This window comes from Nocardia altamirensis NBRC 108246 (assembly GCF_001612685.1).
GTDB lineage: Bacteria > Actinomycetota > Actinomycetes > Mycobacteriales > Mycobacteriaceae > Nocardia > Nocardia altamirensis.
In genome coordinates this window covers 93,955-110,499 of record NZ_BDAY01000020.1, presented here as the reverse complement: position 1 = coordinate 110,499, position 16,545 = coordinate 93,955, and the positions used below count along the sequence as shown (strand labels likewise).

Annotated in this window: 16 protein-coding genes; 12 read left to right on the top strand and 4 right to left on the bottom strand. The window is 67.5% G+C overall.

Annotated elements, in window-relative coordinates; all coding sequences use genetic code 11:
* Positions 1 to 38 precede the first annotated feature (38 nt).
* The 3 genes from NA11_RS13610 (at position 39) to NA11_RS13600 (ending at position 3,119) form a co-directional block, all read left to right on the top strand.
* Positions 39 to 1,205 (top strand): lipase family protein, encoded by a 1,167-nt coding sequence (locus tag NA11_RS13610; RefSeq protein ID WP_069162215.1) that lies wholly within the window; start codon positions 39 to 41, stop codon positions 1,203 to 1,205.
* Between the two features lie 86 nt (positions 1,206 to 1,291).
* Positions 1,292 to 2,296 carry an adenylate/guanylate cyclase domain-containing protein gene (locus tag NA11_RS13605; protein ID WP_069162214.1) on the top strand — a complete coding sequence of 335 codons (1,005 nt, stop codon included), beginning with the start codon at positions 1,292 to 1,294 and terminating at the stop codon, positions 2,294 to 2,296.
* Positions 2,297 to 2,354: 58 nt separating this feature from the next.
* Complete coding sequence (locus NA11_RS13600; protein WP_084654583.1) at positions 2,355 to 3,119, top strand: RluA family pseudouridine synthase; 765 nt, start codon at positions 2,355 to 2,357, stop codon at positions 3,117 to 3,119.
* Here NA11_RS13600 and NA11_RS13595 read toward each other — a convergent pair.
* Positions 3,116 to 3,778: a TIGR03086 family metal-binding protein gene (locus tag NA11_RS13595; protein ID WP_245745861.1), complete on the bottom strand. Its 663-nt coding sequence runs from the start codon at positions 3,776 to 3,778 to the stop codon at positions 3,116 to 3,118. The genes NA11_RS13600 and NA11_RS13595 overlap by 4 nt on opposite strands.
* A 62-nt stretch (positions 3,779 to 3,840) precedes the next feature.
* Here NA11_RS13595 and NA11_RS13590 point away from each other — a divergent pair, with 62 nt between their 5' ends.
* Both NA11_RS13590 and NA11_RS13585 read left to right on the top strand, forming a co-directional pair.
* On the top strand, positions 3,841 to 4,278 hold the full coding sequence (locus NA11_RS13590; protein ID WP_069162211.1) for a MarR family winged helix-turn-helix transcriptional regulator: 438 nt from the start codon (positions 3,841 to 3,843) through the stop codon (positions 4,276 to 4,278).
* 163 nt (positions 4,279 to 4,441) lie between these two features.
* On the top strand, positions 4,442 to 5,221 hold the full coding sequence (locus NA11_RS13585) for a metallophosphoesterase (protein ID WP_069162210.1): 780 nt from the start codon (positions 4,442 to 4,444) through the stop codon (positions 5,219 to 5,221).
* Positions 5,222 to 5,229: 8 nt separating this feature from the next.
* Here the strand turns inward: NA11_RS13585 and NA11_RS13580 are convergent, their stop codons facing one another.
* A complete protein-coding gene (locus tag NA11_RS13580) occupies positions 5,230 to 6,285 on the bottom strand; it encodes an AraC family transcriptional regulator (protein WP_069162209.1) in 1,056 nt (351 codons plus the stop codon).
* Positions 6,286 to 6,369: 84 nt separating this feature from the next.
* Between NA11_RS13580 and NA11_RS13575 the strand changes: the two genes are divergently transcribed.
* The 4 genes from NA11_RS13575 (at position 6,370) to NA11_RS13560 (ending at position 11,643) form a co-directional block, all read left to right on the top strand.
* The gene (locus NA11_RS13575; RefSeq protein ID WP_069162208.1) at positions 6,370 to 7,836 is read left to right on the top strand and encodes a flavin-containing monooxygenase; all 1,467 of its coding nucleotides are present in this window, start codon (positions 6,370 to 6,372) and stop codon (positions 7,834 to 7,836) included.
* 45 nt (positions 7,837 to 7,881) lie between these two features.
* The gene (locus tag NA11_RS13570; protein ID WP_069162207.1) at positions 7,882 to 10,008 is read left to right on the top strand and encodes an ATP-binding cassette domain-containing protein; all 2,127 of its coding nucleotides are present in this window, start codon (positions 7,882 to 7,884) and stop codon (positions 10,006 to 10,008) included.
* Positions 10,008 to 10,748 carry an energy-coupling factor transporter transmembrane component T family protein gene (locus NA11_RS13565; protein ID WP_069162206.1) on the top strand — a complete coding sequence of 247 codons (741 nt, stop codon included), beginning with the start codon at positions 10,008 to 10,010 and terminating at the stop codon, positions 10,746 to 10,748. Before NA11_RS13570 ends, NA11_RS13565 begins: the two co-directional genes overlap by 1 nt.
* A 238-nt stretch (positions 10,749 to 10,986) precedes the next feature.
* The gene (locus NA11_RS13560) at positions 10,987 to 11,643 is read left to right on the top strand and encodes a DUF8020 domain-containing protein (protein ID WP_069162205.1); all 657 of its coding nucleotides are present in this window, start codon (positions 10,987 to 10,989) and stop codon (positions 11,641 to 11,643) included.
* Positions 11,644 to 11,900: 257 nt separating this feature from the next.
* On the opposite strand, the gene NA11_RS13555 is transcribed toward NA11_RS13560, so the two are convergent.
* Both NA11_RS13555 and NA11_RS13550 read right to left on the bottom strand, forming a co-directional pair.
* Positions 11,901 to 13,220 (bottom strand): lipase family protein, encoded by a 1,320-nt coding sequence (locus tag NA11_RS13555; RefSeq protein ID WP_167837636.1) that lies wholly within the window; start codon positions 13,218 to 13,220, stop codon positions 11,901 to 11,903.
* Between the two features lie 462 nt (positions 13,221 to 13,682).
* Positions 13,683 to 13,862 carry an antitoxin gene (locus NA11_RS13550; protein ID WP_069162203.1) on the bottom strand — a complete coding sequence of 60 codons (180 nt, stop codon included), beginning with the start codon at positions 13,860 to 13,862 and terminating at the stop codon, positions 13,683 to 13,685.
* Between the two features lie 293 nt (positions 13,863 to 14,155).
* Here NA11_RS13550 and NA11_RS13545 point away from each other — a divergent pair, with 293 nt between their 5' ends.
* The 3 genes from NA11_RS13545 to NA11_RS13535 are packed head-to-tail and all read left to right on the top strand — an operon-like array spanning position 14,156 to position 16,533.
* On the top strand, positions 14,156 to 14,485 hold the full coding sequence (locus tag NA11_RS13545) for a WXG100 family type VII secretion target (protein WP_069162202.1): 330 nt from the start codon (positions 14,156 to 14,158) through the stop codon (positions 14,483 to 14,485).
* Positions 14,482 to 14,778, top strand: a complete 297-nt coding sequence (locus NA11_RS13540) for a WXG100 family type VII secretion target (protein WP_069162201.1) — start codon at positions 14,482 to 14,484, stop codon at positions 14,776 to 14,778. Before NA11_RS13545 ends, NA11_RS13540 begins: the two co-directional genes overlap by 4 nt.
* Positions 14,779 to 14,781: 3 nt before the next feature.
* Positions 14,782 to 16,533, top strand: a complete 1,752-nt coding sequence (locus NA11_RS13535; RefSeq protein ID WP_141717567.1) for a hypothetical protein — start codon at positions 14,782 to 14,784, stop codon at positions 16,531 to 16,533.
* The last annotated feature ends 12 nt before the right edge of the window (positions 16,534 to 16,545 follow it).

Genomic DNA, 16,545 nt, shown 5'->3' with positions numbered 1-16,545 from the left:
TAACTGGACGACTGTCCAGTACGAAGGAGAAGGCTTCGATGCGGGTAACTCGTGGTTGGAAGAGCGCGGTGGCAGTTGCCACGGTGTCGGCAAGCGTCGCACTCGGACTGCAGGCCCCTCCTGCGATGGCCGACACTCCCGGGACGTTGATCGACGCGATTCCGCAGGCCGACGGCTGGCGTGGCATGTCGGGCGGGTCGGTGGTCACCTATTGGATGACCGGGTCGGACGGGACGGCACGGCAGGCAAGCGGCGCGATGTTCGTCCCGGCAGGCACGCCACCCGCGAACGGCTGGCCGATCATCGCGTTCGACCACGGCACCTCCGGACTCGGCGCTGGCTGCGGCGGCCAGTCCGATCCGAGCACGGCCCCGAACACCCACTTCCACGACGAAGAAGACGGCATCATGCAGCACCTGCTCACGCAGGGCTTCGCGGTGGTGGCACCGGACTATCTCGGGCTCGGCCTGTTCAAAACCGGACCGCACCCCTACCTGGAGTTGAAGACCGAGGCCACCGCCACCATCGACCTCGTCCGCGCCGCGCGAGCGGCCCGGCCCGAGCTCTCCAGGACCTGGGGCGTGCTCGGCCTGTCGCAGGGCGGGCAGGCGGCGCTGGGCGCCGGGCACCTGCAGGCGACCTACGCCCCCGAGCTGGACTTCCGCGGCACCATCGCGGTCGACCCCGCGTCCGACATCGAAAAGGTGCTTCCCGCAGTGGGACCCGACTTTCCCAGCTTCCCGGACTCGGACGAGTTCGTCGGGTTCTCCTCGATGATCCTGACCGGACTGCGCACCACCCACCCCGAGGTCGATCTCGATCAGTACCTGACCCCGCTCGGCCGCTCCGTGCTCGACGACATCGCCACGCTGTGCAAGCCGCAGGTCGAGGCGCGGGTGCACAACATCGGCCTCGGCCAGCTGATCTCGAAACGGTTGTCCGACAGCGGGCTTCGTGCCGCATACAACTCCTACCTGACCGTGCCGACCAGCGGCTACGACGCTCCGATCCTGTTGCTGGTCAACGCAACCGACAGCACGGTCCCCTCCCCGCTGCACGCCACGCTTGCGAGCGAGTTCGCCGCCAACGGCGTCGACTTCCAGTCCGTTGTCGGCACCGGGACGCACACCCAACTCAACCCGCAGATGTGGTCGGCCATCGACACATTCGTGGCCCGCATCCAGGCGGTACCCGCGCACCCATGACATGGGGCAGCGCCGCGCACTGTGAGCTCACCCAATCGCGGCGGTGTCCGCACCGAACGGTCCGCCGGCCGTCGTAAGGTACGGGCATGGTGCCCACCGAGAAGTCCGAGCAGGTGCAGGCGATCGTCGAGGCCTATCTGCTCGACGGACCACGGAAGTACAGCCGCACCCAGGTTGCCGAGCAGTCGAAGACCAGCACGGCGCTCACCAAACGGCTGTGGACGGCCCTCGGCTTCCCGGCCGGACTGGACGACGACGCCGTCGACTATTCCGAGGCCGATATCGCGGCCGTCCGGGATTTCCGCACGCTGAACATGCTGTCCGCCGCCGATTCCCGGCAGCAGGCGGCGACGGCGCGCACGCTCGGCCAGGGCATGGCGCGACTGGCCGAATGGCAGGTCGACCTGGTGCTCGCCGAGATCGATGCCCGCATCGCCGCCGCCGACCCCGGCGCCGACCCCGAGGAAACCGTGCGCAGCGCGGCCGAGGGCACCCTCGCGACGCTCGAACACCTCAACACCTATGCCTGGCGCCGCCACCTCGCCGCGGCGCTGTCACGCTCGCTCGACCCGGGCACCTCGGCGGGCGAGACGGTGCGCGACCTCGCGGTCGGCTTCGCGGACATGGTCGGCTACACGCGGCTGACCAGGCACCTGCACCCGGACGAGCTCGCGCTGCTGCTCGAGTCGTTCGAATCGACCACCACCGCCGCGATCACCGAGAACAGCGGCTGGGTGGTCAAGAACGTCGGCGACGAGGTCATGTTCGCCGCGACCAACGCCGTCGCCGCTGCCCGCATCGCGCTGGCCATCCAGGAGTCGACGATGATGGTCGGCGGCACCCCCGAACTGCGCGTCGCCGTCGCCTACGGGCCGGTGCTGCAACGATTCGGCGACCTGTACGGCTCGGTGGTGAACATCGCGTCCCGCCTCACCGGCGTCGCCAGGCCTGGCACGGTGCTCGTCGACGACGAGGAAGCGGCCGCCCTGGCGGGTGAAGCGGAGTTCGAGATCAAGAACCTGCGCAGCGTCCGCGTGCGCGGCTTCAACCGCCTGCGCCCACATGTGCTGCGCCGCAAGGGCAACGGCTAGGACAAGGCACCACATTGGCGGCACCGGCGAGCCGCACTTTAGGCTCGTGCCAGTGGAAATGGACTGGTCCGAGTTGCGCGCGCGATTCCTCGTCGAAGAGGACGCGGCGATTCTGGCGCTGCACAAACCCGCAGGCATTTCGGTCACCGGGGAACGGCACGACACCGACCTCGTCGAGCTGGCGGCCGCGGCGGGCGAGACGCTCTACCCGGTGCACCGGATCGACAAGGTGACCTCCGGCCTGGTGCTGCTTGCCAAGGAGCTCGGCGCGCACGGCCAGCTGACCAGGCAGTTCAACAAGCAGACCGCGGACAAGGCGTACCTGGCGATCGTCGAGTCCACCGAGTTGCCCGACGCGGGCGTGCTCGAGCTGCCGCTGAGCGTCGGACGCAAGAATCGCGTCCGCATCGCGGCGCCGCGCGAGAGCATCCGCCGGGTGGGCGACCGCTGGTTCGTCGAGGACGCCGACCTGCTCGACACCAAGAACTACCCGTCGCGCACCGACTTCGTGACGGTGCTGCGCCGCGCCGGGCACTCGGTGCTCGCGCTGCGCCCGATCACCGGCCGCCGACACCAGATCCGCGTGCAGCTGGCCTGGATCGGCGCGCCCATCGTCGGCGATCCGCTCTTCGACAAGTCGGGCGCCAACGCGCGGACCTACCTGCATTCGTGGCGGCTCGGCCTCGCGGCGCCGTGGCGGACGCCGCCGGAGCTCGCGCTCGCGGCGACGCCCGACGCGGACTTCTGGCGGCCGATCGATGCGGCACCGCACGAGCCCGACGAATTGCTCGGTCGCGCAACCGAACTGCTCCGGGCAGGCTAGCGCGACCACTCCGGCGACCGGCCGAGCATCGCGACGATCCGGTCGAGCCGATCCGCGCTCGACCACGCCACCTCTGGACCGAACGCGGCGCCGGGGGCCAGGCGAATCTCGCCACCGGGTACCGCGCTCGCCACCGGATACGCCGCATCGATCAGCTCATCGTCGAACTGCAACGGAACGCCCAAAGTCTTTGCCACGTCCCAGGAATGGACGACGTAGTCGATGAAGTGGAAGCTCAGCACCTGCGCACCGGAGAACCGGAAGTCGGTGGTGAATTCCGGGAGCAGAATCTGCCGTTCGACGACGCCCGGCTCGGCGAATGCCGCGACGACCTCGGCCGCGGCATCCCGGTAGTCCCGCACCGGGTCCGGTCCGAGCGGGCGGGTCTTCCATACCGCCAGGTCCTCGTCACCGCGGACCGCCGCGGCGAATCCGCGGTGCTGGGCGATCATGTGCGTCAGCAGGCCGTGCAGGGTCCAGTCGGCGCACGGCGTCGGTCTGCGCAGGTCAGCACCGGCGAGCCGAGCGACAAGGTCGACACTCACCTGCACCGCCCTTGCGTCCAGCGTGACGAGATCGACGTCGTTCCCCAATGTGTCGAGGGTGCGCAGTTCGGTACGAGTATCCGGATCAATGGCCATCGCGCTGCTCCTAGTCATATGATAAGTATGAGCTTATCGTAAGCGTGAGCTTATTATCTAGCAAGCAGTATTTTCTACCCATGCCAGAAGCACGCCGCCCCGACCTCGCCGCGATGATCGCGCCACTCGGCCGCGCGCTGATGACGGCGGAACTACCTGTGCTGGAACGACATGGGCTATCAATGTGGGCGTACGCCGTACTGCTCGGGCTCGGCAAGGAACCCGTCTACACCCAAGCGGCACTGGCCAAGGCGATCGGCGCGGACAAGACGCGCATCATCGGCGTCCTCGACGAGTTGCAGCGGCGCGAACTCATTCGGCGCGAACCGGATCCGGCCGACCGGCGCGTGAACCTGCTGTCGCTCACTCCATCCGGACGGGCGCTGCGCGACCGGGCGCAGAGCGATATCCAGGAACGAGAGAACCACCTGCTCGCCCACTTGCCCGCGGCGGATCGACGGGCATTCCTGCGGTCATTGCAGACGTTGACCGCCCTCGTCACCGACCAGAGCGAATGACGCCGCTATGACCGCGAACACAAACCGCAGCACACGTTTCCGCCGGTGGCGAGCCTCATGGCGACGCACAACGCGCAGGTCAACTAGTCTTGTTGGGTGCCGCGCGCGGGAGGCGGGCACACTCTGACGCAACGGAGCGATCCCCCAGAGAAAGCGAACGCCGATGATCCTGGTGGCTCAGGTCAGCGACACACATTTCGATCTCGGCTCGCGCAATGCCGAACGAGTCGAGGCGGTGCTGGCGTTCCTCAACGGGCTGCGGCGCACGCCGGACGCGATCCTGCTGACCGGTGACGTCACCGACGCGGGCAAGCCCGAGCAGTACGCGCAAGCCAAGCTCGCACTGGCGACCGACATTCCGGTGTACGCGATCCCCGGCAACCACGACGATCGGGCAGCGTTCCGCACCACCCTGCTCGGCGAGGCCGCCTCGGACGCACCGATCAACCACGCCCACCGGATCGGCGATCTGACCGTCGCACTGCTGGATTCGAGCATTCCAGGCGAACCGAGCGGCCTGCTGTCCGACGAGACCTACGCCTGGCTGCACGACGTGCTCGCCACCGCCCCTGCCGACAAGCCGGTGCTGCTCGCACTGCATCACCCGCCCGCGCACCTGTTCAGCCCGGTCGTCGACGAGATCGCGCTGGCCGAGCCGGAGAAACTCGCCGAGGTGGTGGCGAACGACCAGCGCATCGTCGCGGTGCTCACCGGCCACGCACACTCCTCGGCGACAACGACTTTCGCGGGCAAGCCGCTGCTGGTCGCGCCGAGCACCGCGTCGGTGCTCGGCGGCGACTGGGAACTCGAGCTGCCCGACCACGTGATGGACTACGCGCCGGATCCCGCCGTCGCACTGCACCTCATCGATGAGACGCACAGCCTGACAACGCATTTCCGCAGCGTCCCGATGAGCGGCTGGCTCGGCGTCCCGCCTGCCTGACCGCCGCCTCAGCGACGGACCGCGCGCTCGCGGCGGTAGGCCGCAGGCGTGGCCCCGGTCCAGCGCTTGAACGCGTAGATGAAGGTCGAGGATTCGGCGTAGCCGAGGCGGATCGCCACATCGCTCACCGAAAGTGGTGTGGTGGTGAGCATTTCCTCGGCCAGCGCCCTGCGCACCTCGTCGAGCAGGGCGCGGTAGCTGGTGCCTGCCGCGTCGAGGTGGCGGCGCAGGGTGCGGGTGCTCATGTTGAGGCCGCGTGCGACGGAGTCGATTCCGGGTGGCGCGGTGAATCCCTCCGTGCCGGGCACGAGCAGCTCGCGCACGTCGGCGGCGATGCCGGTGCGGGCGCGGCGGCGATGCACCAGATCCCGGCATTGGGCCAGGCACATCGCCCAGGTCTGCTCGTTCGCCTGCGGCAGCGGCTGATCCAGCACCACGGGATCGATGGCGAACAGGTTGCGCGGCCTGCCGAAGCGCGGCGGCACCACGGTGACCTCTTCGATCCGATCGGCGTAATCCGGTTCAGGGAAACGGAACTCGGCCCTGGCCAGCGGCAGATGCCTGCCGAGCAGATCGCTCATCACCTGATGCATGGCGGTGACATCCCGTTCGACCAGGAACTGGCGCACATCGGCCGGAATCAACTCGTCGTGCACCCAGGCGACGAACTCCCCCGCCCGCCATTCGGCGACCGGCAGGCAGAAGGTGAAACTCAGCTCCAGATACCGCAGCGCGAACGAGATCGCCTCGCCGAGCGTCGGGCTGCTGACGCAGGCGAAGCCGAAGATGCCGAACGTGGTGATCCGGTAGCGGCGACCGATCTCGACCCCGAGCGCGGGCCGGTCGGCGAGCTCGCGCACCAGATTGCGGATCACCGCGAGTTCGATCTGTGCGTCGATCTGTGCGTCCGGATCACGCAGCAGCGGCTCGGTCAGGCTCGTGCCCGCGAGCATGCGCGCGACGGGCACGCCGTGCTCCCCGGCGTAGCCGACCATCAGCGCCACGCTGGCGATGCCGCGCGGAAAGTTCCAATCGCGGATTCCCGGATCCTGCACCCGTCCCACCCGCCCAGTATGGCCGGATTTGTCGATCGGCTTTCCGGACGCCCCCTAGAGTGGAACTATCTGCAGTGCTGTGAGGAGTGTCACATGACAACCGGCAACCGGCCATCGGTCCTCATCATCGGCGCGGGCTTCGGCGGCATCGGCATGGCGATCGAGCTGCGCCGCAACGGTTTCCGCGACATCACCATCTTGGAACGGGCCGACGATCTCGGCGGGGTCTGGCGCGAGAACACCTATCCCGGCGCCGCATGCGACGTGCCGTCCCCGCTCTACTCCTATTCGTTCGAGGCGAAACCGGACTGGCCGCAGCGCTACTCCGGCCGCGACGCCATCCACGCCTATCTGCGCGGCGTCGCGGAGCGCAACGGGGTGCTCGACGCGATCCAATTCGGCGTCGACGTGACCGATGCCGAATTCGACGACACGACGGGGCACTGGACGGTCCGCTCCGCGGACGGGAACGCCAGGACGGTGGACGTCCTGATCTCGGCGGTCGGCCAGCTGTCGCGGCCCGCGCTGCCGCAGATCCCGGGCATCGACACCTTCGCGGGCCAGGCGTTCCACTCCGCCGAATGGGCGCACGACGTCGAGCTGACCGGCAAGCGCGTCGCCTGCGTCGGCACCGGCGCCAGCGCCATCCAGTACATCCCGGAGATCCAGCCGAAGGTCGCCCAGCTCACGCTGTTCCAGCGCACACCGGCCTGGGTGATCCCCAAATTCGACACCGACTACTCGCCGATCCAGCACCGGCTCTTCGCCAAGCTGCCCGGCGCGCTGCTCGTCGAACGCTTCGGCTGGTGGGCGCTCGCCGAGTTCGTCTCGCTCGGCCTCGTCGAATTCCCGGCCATCACCAAGCTGGTGTCCGGCATCGCCGAGCGGCACCTGCGCAAGCAGGTGGCGGATCCGGAGCTGCGGGCCAAGCTCACCCCCGACTATCCGATCGGCTGCAAGCGCGGCCTGTTCTCCAACGACTACTACCCCGCGCTGACGCAGCCGAACGTCACGCTGGAGACCACGGCGATCACCGAGGTCGTGCCAGAAGGAGTCCGCACCGCCGACGGCACCGTGCACGCGGCGGACGTGATCATCTACGGCACCGGGTTCAAAGGCACCGAATTCCTCTGGCCGATGAACATCTACGGGCGCGCAGGCCGCAAACTGTCCGACGCGTGGGCCGCAGGCGCGCACGCCTACTACGGAATCACGGTGCCGGACTTCCCGAATCTGTTCCTGGTCTACGGGCCGAACACCAATCTCGGTGTCGGCTCGATCATCTACATGATCGAATCGCAGACCAGCTACATCAGGCAGGCGGTGCAGTTGCTCGCCGACCGGCCAGGGCACTGCCTTGAGGTGCGCGCCGACCAGGAACAGCAGTTCAACGCGGCCCTGCAGCAGCGGCTGGCGCGCACCCCGTGGAACTTCTGCTCGAGCTGGTATCGCAACGCCGCGGGCCGCATCACCAACAATTGGCCGGGCTCACAGACCAGCTACCGCCGCCGCATCCGCACCCTCGACCCCGCCGACTACACCCTCACCCGGGCCGCCTGAGCGTCATCCGGACACGCCGGGCGCGCCCCCTGGCAGACTTGTGCCGTGAGTGGACTGCCGATAGCTGACGGACCGGCCGAACATGGGCCGCTACGACCGATCGAGCTGGCCACCGGCGCCGTGCTAGGCGGCGCCACCGTCGGATTGGTGACGATCGGCTCCGTCATCCCCGTCGCGGGTGCGCTGAACCTGGTCGCCGCGGTGCCGATGGGGATGATCGCGCATCGCTACCGGCTGCGCGCACTCGTCACCGCCGCGGTCGCGTCGGCGCTGGTCGCCTTCGTCGCGACCGGCCTGGTTGCCACGGTCGGGTTGCTGGCGACGGCGACGGTCGCAGGCATCATCGGCACCGCGAAGCGCAGGGGCGGCGGGTTCCCCGCGATGGTCGGCCTCTCGATCCTGGCGAGCGCGCTGTGGGCCGGGTTCGCCGTCGGCATGTTGCAGTTGTTCTCCTCGGGGCGAAACCTGCTGTTCGACAACGTCCGCAACGCCTCGCGCGGCATCCAGAACCTGGCGGCACGGCAGCAGCAACTCGAGCCGCTCGGACGGACGGCCGCCGATCTCACCGATTCGGTGCTGCGCTGGTGGTGGGCCTGGGTCGGCGGCAGCGTCGCGACCGGCATGCTCGCGACCGCGATCTTCTCCTGGTTCGTGCTCGGTTCGGTGCTCGATCGCCTGGCCTGGCTGCCCGGCAGCGACCGGCTCGACGCGCCGCCGGACGAGCGGCCGATCGCGCCGTTGCCGGTCACGTTGCGCGGCGCCAGTTTCCGCTACCCCGGTGCGGTGCGCGAGGCATTGCGCGATATCGACCTCACCGTCGCGGTCGGCGAGTTCGTCGCCATCGTCGGGCACAACGGATCAGGGAAATCGACGCTCACCAGGCTGCTGGCCGGGCTGCCACCGACCTCGGGGACCGTGCAGCGGCCAGGCTCCGCAGGGCTCGGGCATCTCGGCGGCACGACACTGGTGTTACAGCGACCCGAAAGCCAGACGCTCGGTGTCCTCGTCGCCGACGATGTGGTGTGGGGGTTGCCGCCGGAACAGGCCGCCGAGGTCGAGGTCGAGGCGCTGCTCGGCGAGGTCGGCCTGAATGGCATGGGCGATAAGGAAACCGCAACCCTGTCCGGCGGGCAACAGCAGCGGCTCGCGGTGGCTGCGGCGCTGGCCAGGAAGCCCGCGCTGCTGATCGCCGACGAGGCCACCTCGATGATCGATCCGGACGGCCGCCGCGAACTCGTGGAACTGCTTGCGGCACTGCCGAAGCGGCATGCGATGGCAGTGGTGCTCGTCACGCACCACGAGGCCGATGCCGCCGCGGCCGATCGAGTGATTCACCTCTCCGAGGGGCGATCGGTCGAATTCCTGCCCACCTGGCCCAAGCCGGTACGGGACGCGCGACGCAGGCCGATGGGCGACACGATCCTCGAACTGCGCGGCATCGCGCACACCTACAACCGCGGAACCCCGTGGGAGGCACCGGCGTTGCACTCCGTCGACCTGTCCGTGCGGCGCGGCGAGGCGCTGCTCGTTGTCGGCGGCAACGGATCGGGCAAGTCCACCCTCGCCTGGATCATGGCGGGTTTGATCGCACCGAGTTCCGGCCGTTGCGAACTCGCGGGCAAGCCGATCGCCAAGCAGATCGGGCGGGTCGAGTTGGCCTTCCAGCATTCTCGGCTGCAGTTGCAGAAACAGACCGTCGGGGCGGAGATCGCGGATTGGGGCGGGCGCGCGACCGGGTCCGGTGCGGTCGGGCGGGCGCTGGACGCCGTCGGTCTCGACCGCTCGCTCGCAGCGCGCTCGATCGAGGAACTCAGTGGCGGACAAGCGAAACGGGTGGTGCTCGCCGCGATCGTGGCGAGTCACCCGCAGGTCGTCGTCCTCGACGAGCCGTTGGCCGGACTCGATCCGGCGGGCCGCGCCGATATCGTGGAACTGCTTGCGCGGCTGCGGGACTCCGGGTTGACGCTGATCATCATCTCGCACGACGTTGAGGACATGTCCGCGGTGTGCGATCGGACGGTGCACCTGGTCGACGGGCGGATACCGGCAGCGGACTCAGTGTCCGCGATGGCGGCGGTCACCGATCAGGTAACCAGGCAGCATGATGCACGGCCCACACCGCTGCGCTACCAAGGCGATGCCGCGCAGCACATCGAGCAGGGAGGTCGCTGATGAGCACGGTGCTGTTTCGTCAGGTTCCGGTGGCCAGCCCCGTGCACAGCCTGTGGGCAGGCACCAAGATGATCGGCGCGTTCCTGGTCAGCCTGCTGCTGATGTTCCTGCCGACCTGGCCGGTGCTCGGCATCATGATCGCGTTCCTGGTGCTCATCGGGCTGCTCGCCCGGCTTCCGCTCGGCACGCTGCCGCGGCTGCCGTGGTGGTTCTGGGCCTTGCTCGTCGCGGGCGGACTGATCAATGTCCCGGTCGGCGGCCATGCCGTCCTGCGGTATGCGCAGGTGGTGGTCTTCGGCCTCATCATGGTCGCCGCATCGTTGCTGGTTGCGTGGACGACGCCGATGAGCGATATCGCGCCCGCACTGGCCAGACTCGGTGCGCCATTGCGCAAAATCCGTGTGCCGGTTGATGAATGGGCGGTCGTCGTGGCGCTGACATTGCGCGGTCTTCCGCTGCTGATGGACGAGATTCGCGTCCTGCGCGCCGCGCGCAAGCTTCGTCCGAAAGACGGCGTTCTCTATCTCGCCACCGAGAACGCGCTAATCGATATTCTCACCGCGGCGATGGCCGTATCCACCCGGCGCGCAGGCGAACTCGGCGAGGCGATCACCGCGCGCGGCGGCACCGGCGAACTCACCGCCCACCCCGGTGCGCCGGGGCGCCGTGATGCCGTGGCGCTGATCGTTGTCACGGTCGTGTGTGCAGGCGCCTACGCCCTCGGGATGTACCTGACGTAGCCCCGAACTGGGCAGACGGTATGTGAATAGCGTATTGCTATAACAGAATTCGCGGTTTCTTAAAAAGGAAAACTACCCAATAATTCTGGGTGCAAACCGCGGCCGGAGCGGTAGAGTTCTCTGCGGAGTAGCTGATCTTTTGATCACATCATTGGCTGCGCACCGTAGTGGGGGAAGGAATCGGACGTGCGTGGCGTTCTCCAGTGCTTGAAACCTGATGAGGATAGGAACAACCCGGATGATTCTCCGCAAACTCACTGCGGCCGCCGTGCCCCTTGTCGCCGCGGTCGCGGTCGGCGCGGGCACCTCCTACGCACAGCCTGACGCCGCCCCGGCCGCCGAGATCGGCTACGAGGCAAAGCTGGTTGGCGACAAAATCATTACCACGCTGACCGGTGGATCGTTCGAACTGGCAGGCAGCACCGTCAATGTCAACGACACGGCGGGCAATACCGTGGTCACGCTGCCACTAGCCTTCCGGCAGGACGGGCTGGAATACCCGCTACCGCATGCGGTCCGTGACGCGGGCCGCGTACTCGAGCTGACCGTGGTCAAAGACCAGGCCGCCGCCCGTCCGGCGCCCGCGGCCGCGATCGCCTCGCCGTACGAGAACCAGCGGGCGCAGGACGCGTTCCTGTCGCAGTTCGGCATCGCCACCGCGGTCGGCGGTTTCATCGGCACCATCATCGGCGCACTGGTCGGGCTGACCGGCATCGTCGCCGGGCCCGGCGTGATCGCCAGCGTGATCGCGGGCGCGGCCGTCGGCGGCATCATCGGCACCATCATCGTGGGCGGGCCGACGCTGCTCATCGCGGGCATCGACCTGATCAGCACCCTGGCCGCGCCGCCGGGATCCACCAAGTGGATGGACGACACGGGCCGCGCGCGGAACTGATCACCGACGTTCCGACTCGCACCCGACACGGCGCGCACCACATCGCAGATATGGTGCGCGCCGTTTTGATTCCAGGGCACGGAGATTCGCACCCCTTCCGCGGATCCGCACTCTTTCCAACGCCCCACAGGCGGTGCGGGGACGACGAGTGGCACATGGCTGCGGCAAAGTGCGAGTAGCCCTCTCCATGATGTGCCACTCGTCGCCGGTGATCTTGGATTCACGGAGAGAGTGCGGAGCTCGGTGTAGAAGCGCTCCTAGCGGGGGTGGCAGCCGGGGGCGATAGGCACACCTGCTACCCGGTCGGACAGGTAGGCCATTGCGCCGAGGGCTTCACCTGCGGCGGCGGGGTTGTGGCCGGGCAGGGCGGAGTGCACGAAGGTGATGTCGGGGCCCTGGGCGCAGTAGCGGCCGAGGAGATCGGTGAAACCCACCGCGGGAATCACGTCGTCACTTGTGCTGTGGTACAGGTACATCGGGACCCTCGGTGCGGGGGCGCCGAGTTCTTCGGGGTCGGTGGCGGCGCGAAATATGGGGTGGGACAGCAGGTTCGGGACCGACGAGAAGTCGTCGACCCTGGCGTTCACATACTTCGACACCAGGTCCGGGCCGCAGGCCGCGCCGTCGGCGGCCAGCATCGCGCGGCCACGATCGTTGAGCAGGTCCGCGATGCCCGCGCTCGGATGGTCCCTGGTGGCCGCGATCAGGATGAGCATGGCCAGGCCCGCCTGCGGCGTGCCGTCCACGTGCTGGGCGATGGCAGGCCAGTTGACGGGGAGACCACCCGCTGCGATGCCGGCGAACCGGACGTCCGGCGCATACTGCGGCTGCATCTGGGCGGCCCACAGGGTGGCGAAGGCGCCACCCGAATAGCCCCACGCGACAAGGGGTGTCGCCGGACCGAGACCCGCGGCAGGCAGGTCACGGGCGGCACGGATGCCGTCGAGCACGCCGCGTCCCGAGTTCACACCGTCCAGGAACCTGGCGTGCGGGCCCTCGTAGTCGCTGGTCACCACGGCCCAACCGCGGCGGAGCGCATCGGCCATGAACGGGGTGTCGATCAACGCCTGCGCACCACCGAGATCGCCGCCGCCCGCCAACGCATACGACGGCGCACATCGGGTGCCGAGGCTGTCCTCGGCGATCTGATAGGACAGCAGCGGCCGCGGGCCAGGACCGAACCAGGGCAGCATCGGCACCATGACGGTGGCCACATCGGCGATCGCCGCGCCGCCCGCGTCGGTGGATCGATACTTCACCTGCCACGTCGAAACCGGCAGCGGCAGACCGAACAACGCGGTCTGCCGCGAAGCGACGATCGCGCCCTCTGGGTAAGCCGCAATATCGGCGGGCGCGGCATAGAACGGATCGGCATCGGGCGGCGGCACCTGGGCGCGGGCCGTGCTTTGCGTCGTCAGCAGCGTCGACGCCAGCACCAACAGTGTGGCGGCGGCCGCCGATGATCCGACACGGACGAGCATCGCGCCGACGCGCCTGCCCGGCCTCCGCGGTAGGACCGGCGGTGTCGAGCTGTCGATTGCCGCTGTCCCACTACCGATTCCACCCGGAGTCGCCATGGCACGCAACCTACCTTGCTCCCGGCCGAACTCGTCGGCACACGTGTGCCGTTTCGCGGATGCCTCGGATTTGTTGCCGGAACGAGCTATTCGGCCGCGCACCACCGATAGCACCGGCCTGCCGCCGTCGGACGCTTCGCGATTCGCGCGCATGGGGTGGATCGTGCGCATGGTGGCCTCCGCTGTCCGGCGAGGCGCGCCGCTGGCGCGCCGGCGACTGGCCTGCACCGGCGCCTGCTGGCCTCGGGTCACTCACGGTACTGGCAGATCAGAGCCCCAGCAATGGGTGAAACAAGGTCAGTACCTTCGCCGCGGATGTCCGGCACGACCGGCCGAAAGCGCCATGGGCACAATCGAATCGCGGCCGGATCCCGCTGCGGTGTCGAGCGCGCATCGACGAGGAATAGCTGAGCGCGCGGCCCGGTAACGGACTGGACGTTCTCCGGGCCGCCGTACTCCGCGTCACTTCTGTTCGCGCAGCGCCTTCTTCGCGGCCTCCTGCACGGAATCGACCTGCCCGGCGAACTTCCCGCCGGTCTGCTGATCGACGATGTCGCCTGCCTTGTCGATCACGGTATCCACCTTGTCCGCGTTCTGCTGCGCCAGGTCGATCGCCTTGCTGGCCAGGTTCTTGAAGTCCACCGCACGCTCCTACCGGGAGAGGGATACCGCCGCGCATCACCCTACCCAGCCCCGTCATCCCTGACCCCCCACCAACCCAGCGACCACCGTCACACCTGAACCTCCCCGAGATCTGCACCTCTTCCGCGGATCCGCGCCCCTTCCATGCGCCCGGCGCCAGTGCAAATCCACAGCGGGGGTGCGGATTTCGACGCACCGGGTAGCAGCGAGAATTCGACATCTTCGATCTTGGAATTCCGGGCCCAAGTTTTCATGGGCTTAGCGGACTCGAGTCCGCACGTTACGATCTATCCATGAATGGCACCGGGGGGCCGGGGCCGGAGCGCAGTCTTTTCGTTGTTCCGGATGAGGTCAGTGCATTTGGTCGCAAAGTGTACGGCATCGCGAATACCCTGAGTTCGGCACTGAATTCGACAGGCAAGGATGTCGATGAGTTGCTGGCACAAGGGTGGTCCGGTGCTGCGGCGAGCGAATTCGCGGAAGGCTGGCGCGATACTCGCGAGGGCGGACTGCGGATCGTGCAAGCGTTGACCGGCATGGCCGCGAAACTCGGCATCGGTGCGGACAACTACCGCGACGGCGACGGCGACAGCGCGGGCGAGTTCACGGAGCTGCGGTTATGAGTGCAGAGTTCAAGGTCGACCTCGATGAGCTCGACAATATTGTCAGTCGCCTCAAAGCACTGGCCGGGTTCGTCACCGGGGAACTGGACCAACTCGACGAAGGGGTGGCTGCGCTGCCCGGCATCTGGGAGAGCATCGGTTCGCAGGCCTACACCGAGGCCCATGGCAAATGGGCTTCCGGCGCACGGGAATTCGCCGGAGGTGTGGCCGAGATGAGTGCGGCCGCCCAGGCTGCCCACCACCGGTACACCTCCGCGCTGCAGACCAATCGCCGCATGCTACGTGGCAGGTAGCCGATGGCGCCGCAGAACACAACACTGATTGTCGATGCCAAGGTGTACTACGCGGTTGCCAAAGACCTGGCCACGCTGCGGGATCAAGTAAGGCAAGCTGTTACCGGCACTCTGGTTCCCGGCCTCAGTTCGACAGGGGGAATGGCTGGCGCATTTCCAGCCGTCGGGCCATGGTCGACGGAATACAAGAACTTGAGTGGTGAAGTTCGCGACGCGACAATTGCGTGTGCGGCTGCCCTCGACCGTTTCGCCGATGTGCTGAAAATCGCCGGATACAACTGGGAGATGGCCGAATACAACAACACCAGCCCCGGTCAGCGCGCGGCACAGCCGCCGGCCAAGCCGGTGCCTTCCGCGGCGCCACCGATCAGCGCAAGCGACTTTCCCGCCCTGCCGGATCCGAATCGCGACAATGGGCCCGGTATTCTGCTCGCACCGAGCCGAGGGGGAATCCCGACGTCGGTACCGAACGGACGGACCGATCTACTGGCCACCGCCGCTAAAACATGGACCGCTTTCTCGAATTCCGAGATCGCCCAAGCGGGATTGGTCACGCTGCGGCAGGCCGGCGAAAAATTCGATGCCATAACAGCTCCCGAGGTTCCCGACATCGTCGAAGGATTGGCTGCGCTGCGCGAGGGCATCAGCGATATCTTCCGGGTCGCAGGCACACTCGGCGATGCGGTCCAGCGGTATCACGACGGCCTCGTCACTCTCAGAACCGCGCTCGCCGACGCAGGGCGCCAAGCCTTTCCCTTGGCGAGCCAGGTCAGCGCCACGGTCGAGACCGGCGCGGTGAACTTCTCGGCCGACTTGGTGACGGTGCTCGATCTGTACAGGGCGATACAGGTTTTCGACGGAGTCTTCGCAAGCAGCCCATTGGCCGGCGTGCTCGCGAGCACCAAATTCCTCGGGATCCTCGGTCTGGAAGGCATCCCCAAAATGAAGGCGCTTGCCAAGTTGCCGCTGCTCCTCGAATCCGGGAATCCGAGCGACAACACCGCGCTCCAAGGAGATTTGGACAAGATGGCCACCTGGGAGGGGCCTGCGTCAACCCTGACAACCATGGATCTCGCCGCACTGGACAAATATGGCCCGCAGATGAAGCACTGGGCTCTGCTTGCCGTGAAATACGGCAGGGAGGCCGGAGTTGATCCGCGCCTGGTGCTCGCCATGGTGCTCCAGGAGGGCGCACCCCTGCGGACCGGCCTGGACACGGGCATGTTCAACGCACTGAAAGATCCGTCGACCTATCGCCCCGACCCGAGAGGCCCCGCGGCGGGAGTGATGTATGACACGGCACGCTATTTGTCGTCACAGCCCTTTGTGGACAAGCGGGGTGTCCATTTGGACGGGTCGGGTGTAGGGAACTCGATCGGCTTGACCAATCAGAAGGAGGACCCATTCAACGCGGTTAAGGCCAAATATCCGGACAAGTTCAACGGCCAGGAATGGTCCGACCTGGTCGGGAACGACGATCTGGCGGTCAAAGCTGCTGCCTACAATTTGCGGATGCTCAGGGACGACGCGGCATCGCACGCCACGCCGGAAGTGCGTGCAGGTCAACCGTTGAACCAGTTCCTCGGATCCGGTTACAACGCAGGCGGACTGGTGGCGCGGTCGCAAGGCGTCGCCGCCGGGCACTCCACATTCCAGAACACGGAGGTAGAGCACGGCCAGAGCACACTCAACGTAGTAAACCTCGCAAACGACATCCTGGTCGGCAGCGGAGCCTTCAGCGACGGCCCCTTCTAACGAGAACCGCCG